Origin of the sequence: Synechococcus sp. WC101, from assembly GCF_047461555.1 — a bacterium.
Classification (GTDB): domain Bacteria; phylum Cyanobacteriota; class Cyanobacteriia; order Thermostichales; family Thermostichaceae; genus Thermostichus.
The window spans coordinates 1-4446 of the sequence record NZ_JANSHG010000181.1; the positions used below are offsets into that span (position 1 = coordinate 1).

Sequence of the window (4446 nt, forward strand, 5' to 3'; positions counted from 1 at the left end):
CAAAGAATGAGTCGGCATTCCTTTCTCTCCTTCCTCTTGAATACCTGTACCCTATTTTAAATTAAAAGGCTGTACTTATTTCCACGCCCAGCAGGCGGTGGAGAAATCGCTCAAGGCGGTCTTGTTCCTGCAACAGATCGAGTTCGAGCGCACACACGATCTGGTCAAGCTGGCGCGCCTGTTAGCGAATCGCGGCGTGACGCTGCCAGTCACGGAAAGCCAACTGCGCCGGCTGAACCCTTTTGCCGTCGCCTTCCGCTACGACGATTTGGAAATCACGCTCGCCTCTGACGATGATCTGACGAGCGTGGTTGCCCGGATGTGCCACTGGGCGAAGGAACAGATCAGCGCAGCAACAGAATGCGAGGAAAGCGATGGCCCGGACTACCATTGACCGCTTGATCATCAACTCTCCCTACGAGGAGCCGAAGAAGCACTGGCGCTACGATCGCGAGACGCGTACGTTCGAACTGGTTGAAGGGCGGCGGCCAGCGGGTTACGTGGTAGCGACTCCCGGTTCCAAATCTTTCGACGATCCGGGCATCTTCGTTGAAATCCCGCTTGTCAACCAGATCCGCCCGCGCGTCAAAGCCTGGCGCGAGGCAGGCTATCCCGGGATCACCAGCATCACCAGGCGGCTCTTGGCGCACTGGCATGACCCGGAGGAGTTCGACAGACGTCGCTTTTTCTTCTGTCAATTGGAAGCCGTCGAGACGCTCATTTAGCTGACCGAGGCGCCTGCTGCCGAGCGGGTGGGCATTGAGATCCCGGGAGACGGCGGGGACTTTGATCGGCGGTGCTGCAAGATGGCCACCGGCACGGGCAAGACCATCGTCATGGCGATGGTGATTGCCTGGCACATCCTTAACAAAGTGGCCAACCCCCAAGATGCCCGCTTTTCGAAGAACGTGCTGGTCGTTGCCCCCGGTCTGACGGTCAAGAAACGGCTGGCGGTGCTCGAGCCCGCGGGCGCCGGTAACTATTACGAAGCGTTCGACATTGTGCCGTCCACGCTGCTCGACAAGCTGCGGCAGGGGCGGGTGCTGGTCCGCAACTGGCATGCCCTGGCCTGGGAGAGCGAAGAGCAGATCAAAAAGCGGAAGAGCGTGGACAAACGCGGCGCGAAGAGCGATGAAGCCTATACGCGCGAGGTGCTGGGCGAGATGGCCAACGCGCACAACCTGCTGGTCATCAACGACGAGGCGCACCACGCCTGGCGCGTCAACTGGGAAGCCGAAGGCAAGTACCTGCGCCAGCGTGATTTAAAAGACAGCGCCCAAGAAGCGACGGTGTGGGTTGGAGGCCTGGATCGGCTGCACCGTTCGCGCGGCATTCTCACCTGTTACGACTTCTCCGCCACCCCCTTCGCGCCCTCGGGAAAGAAGAGCAGTGAAGAGGCGCTCTTTGGCTGGATCGTCAGCGACTTCGGGCTGAACGACGCCATCGAATCGGGGCTGGTCAAGACCCCGCGCGTTGTAGTGCGTGACGACGCTGTGCCCAATGCCAAAACCTACAAGTCCCGTCTATACCACATCTACAACGACCCGGAGGTGAAAGACGACCTCAACCGACGCGCCAATCCCGAAGAGCTGCTGCCGGATCTGGTGCTGAACGCCTACTACCTGCTGGGCTACGACTGGCGGGAGACGTGGAAGGCCTGGAAAGCAGCCGACCTGCCCACGCCGCCTGTGATGATCACTGTCTGTAACCGCACTGAGACGGCAGCGCGGGTCAAGCACGCCTTCGAATCACGGCGCATTCCCATTGACGAGCTGTGTAACTCGGAGGGAATCTTGCACATCGACTCGAAGGTGCTAGAAGAGGCTGAGGCAAAGGAAGAGTCCACTGCAGTGGTGGAAGCTTCAGACGAGGCCGATGATGGAGAAGAGGAGGACGTACCGGTCGAATGCCGGCTGACCAAAGCAGAGCAGGCGGAACGTTTGCGAAAGATCGTAGATACGGTGGGCCAGGTGGGGCAGCCCGGCGAGAAAATCCAGAACGTCATTTCCGTTGGGATGCTCAGTGAGGGCTGGGATGCCAAGACGGTGACGCACATTATGGGGCTGCGGGCCTTCACTTCCCAACTTCTGTGCGAGCAGGTCGTGGGCCGGGGCCTGCGCCGCACATCCTACGAGATCAACCCACAAACGGGGCTGCTTGAGCCCGAATACGTCAATATCTTCGGCGTGCCTTTTACTTTCTTGCCGCACGAGGATAGCGGAGATGGCCCGCCGCCCCCGCCAACGCCCAAGACCGCCGTAGAACCGGACCCGGCCAAAGCGGAGTTTGAGATCCGCTGGCCGAATGTGGTGCGCATCGAGCGCTTACTTCAGCCAACGTTGACTCTCGATTGGTCAAAGGTGCAGCCATTGGAACTAGACGCGGCTCAGACGCCGCAAGTGGCAGAACTGGCACCAATTCTCGAAGGCAAGCCCGACGTAAACCAGATCAGCCGTATCGAACTGGAGAAGTTGGCGCGAGAGTTTCGCACGCAGCGCATCATCTTCGAAACTGCCCGCAATGTGTTCGATCAGGTAAGGCAAAGCTGGAGAGGCAGTCGCGAAATCTTGCTGGCGCAGTTGGTGCGGATTGTCGAGCAGTTCATTCGCTCTGACCGGATTTTGATCTCCCCACCTCTTTTTTATCAGGACGAACTGCGCCGTCGGCTGATCATCACCCTCAACCTGTCACGAGTTGTGCAACATGTCTGCGAGGCGGTGCGGCAGGAGAACACTGAGAAACTTGTGCCAGTCTTCGATCGCGACCACCCGATCCGCTCGACGGGCCAAATGCGCACCTGGTACACCAGCAAACCTTGTGAACGCACGCGCAAGTCGCACATCAACGTCTGCGTCTACGACAGCACGTGGGAGGCGTCGGATGCTTTCGTATTGGACAATAGCAGTGCCGTGAGCGCCTGGGCGAAGAACGACCATCTAGGCTTCGAAGTCCTGTACCTGTATCGCGGCGTGGTGCGGAAGTATCGGCCAGATTTTCTTGTGCGCCTGGCCAACGGCGACATGCTCATTCTGGAAACAAAGGGACAGGACACCGAACTAGACCGGGTGAAGCGGCGCTATCTGGACGAGTGGGTGCAAGCCGTCAATGCCCATGGCGCGTTCGGTCGCTGGCGGTGGAAGGTGGCACGTTACCCGGGCGAGATACGAGACACTTTGCTGCAAAGCTAGGAGCAGCAGGGCTCATGGTGGAGTACCGGATCCCGAAAAGTCTGCCCGGGGCTCCTGGCTTCATCTGAAGGCGGGGGATACCCCACCGTCTATACCGTGGGGAGGGATAGCGCCTAGCGCGATGATCAGCTAGAATCTTTCTTTTCCACCAGCAGCCTACCTGACTAACGAAATGGTTGCTTCGTCGATCCCTAACTCCCCTCTCCCAGAGGGAGAGGGGTTGGGGGCGTCAGCGGCGCGGAGCGCTTTGGAGACATCTCCATTAATTTGACTATAAGATTACAGCTTTCGCGTTCGGCTTCTCACTAGGCTAAGAGTAGTCTCAAAGCCGTTTTGCAGCAGGTGACCCATGTCCAAGGCAAAGATAGCGCTGGACTTTCAGGCGCGGATCCCGAGAGGCTATCTTAACCTGATGGGCTATGTAGACGAGTCGGAAGTCAATGGGCCGGGCCGGCGCGCTGTGGTCTGGGTGCAGGGCTGCCTGCGAGAGTGCCCGGGCTGCTTCAACCCTACTTCTTGGCCGTTTGAGGTCAACCAACTGGTGAAGATCACCGACCTGGCCGAGCAAATCCTCAGCAACCCCAGAAACGAGGGGGTGACCTTCTCGGGAGGGGAGCCCTTCTGGCAGGCTCCTGCCCTGGCCAGCTTGGCGCGGCTCCTGAAAGCGAAAGGGCTGACGGTGATGGCCTTCAGTGGATTCACGCTGGAAGAGTTGCGATCCCCCCAGGCTCCTCCCGGCGCCCAGGAGCTGCTGCAAGAGCTGGATATTTTGGTGGACGGGCCCTACCTGCAATCCCAGGCCATTCGCTCCCCCCACTCGCTGGTCTCTTCCCGCAACCAGCGGGTACATGTCTTTAACCCTGCCCTGGAAAACCAACTTAATTGGGCCAGCGACCAGGTGGAAATCCATATCCTCAAAGATGGAACCCGCATCGTTACCGGCTACGGCGGGCAGTTTCTCTTCGACCAGCCAGAACAGGGCTAGCGCGCCTGCTGCGGGATCCTTTATCCGCGCAGCCGCAACGGCTCGCGGCGATAGGCGGGCAGTTGCCAACACATCTCCAGCCAGTTTTTCAGCTCCTCCGGCTGGCCCATCAAGCTCATTTCCACCAGCAGAATAGCAGCTCGATCGCCGGCTCCTTTGGATCCCAGCCGAATCAGGGCAGACAGGCTTTCTTCCCGCCAGCAGACGGATACCCCCTGCCGGATTAGAGCCCGGGCTGCCAGGGCAATGCAGGAGGTTGGCACCTGGATCTCT

Annotated in this window: 5 protein-coding genes; 4 read left to right on the top strand and 1 reads right to left on the bottom strand. The window is 59.4% G+C overall.

The annotated features are described in order from the left end of the window. Positions 1 to 40 precede the first annotated feature (40 nt). The 4 genes from NW809_RS10960 (at position 41) to NW809_RS10975 (ending at position 4173) form a co-directional block, all read left to right on the top strand. Entirely contained in the window at positions 41 to 394 is a 354-nt protein-coding gene (locus NW809_RS10960; protein WP_083759161.1) for a HEPN domain-containing protein, read from the top strand. Further along, a complete protein-coding gene (locus NW809_RS10965; protein WP_414402133.1) occupies positions 375 to 725 on the top strand; it encodes a hypothetical protein in 351 nt (116 codons plus the stop codon). The genes NW809_RS10960 and NW809_RS10965 overlap by 20 nt, the downstream gene beginning before the upstream one ends. Then, a complete protein-coding gene (locus NW809_RS10970; protein ID WP_414402136.1) occupies positions 726 to 3188 on the top strand; it encodes a BPTD_3080 family restriction endonuclease in 2463 nt (820 codons plus the stop codon). Positions 3189 to 3537: 349 nt separating this feature from the next. Beyond that, entirely contained in the window at positions 3538 to 4173 is a 636-nt protein-coding gene (locus NW809_RS10975; protein WP_414402134.1) for a 4Fe-4S single cluster domain-containing protein, read from the top strand. A gap of 20 nt (positions 4174 to 4193) precedes the next feature. Here NW809_RS10975 and NW809_RS10980 read toward each other — a convergent pair. Next, on the bottom strand, positions 4194 to 4446 hold a 253-nt coding region (locus NW809_RS10980), incomplete at its 5' end, for a hypothetical protein (RefSeq protein WP_414402135.1).

Excerpts from the sequence above, each read along its gene's own strand:
- NW809_RS10975 (WP_414402134.1), top strand. The coding sequence starts at position 3,538 with ATGTCCAAGGCAAAGATAGCGCTGGACTTTCAGGCGCGGATCCCGAGA.
- NW809_RS10965 (WP_414402133.1), top strand. The coding sequence starts at position 375 with ATGGCCCGGACTACCATTGACCGCTTGATCATCAACTCTCCCTACGAG.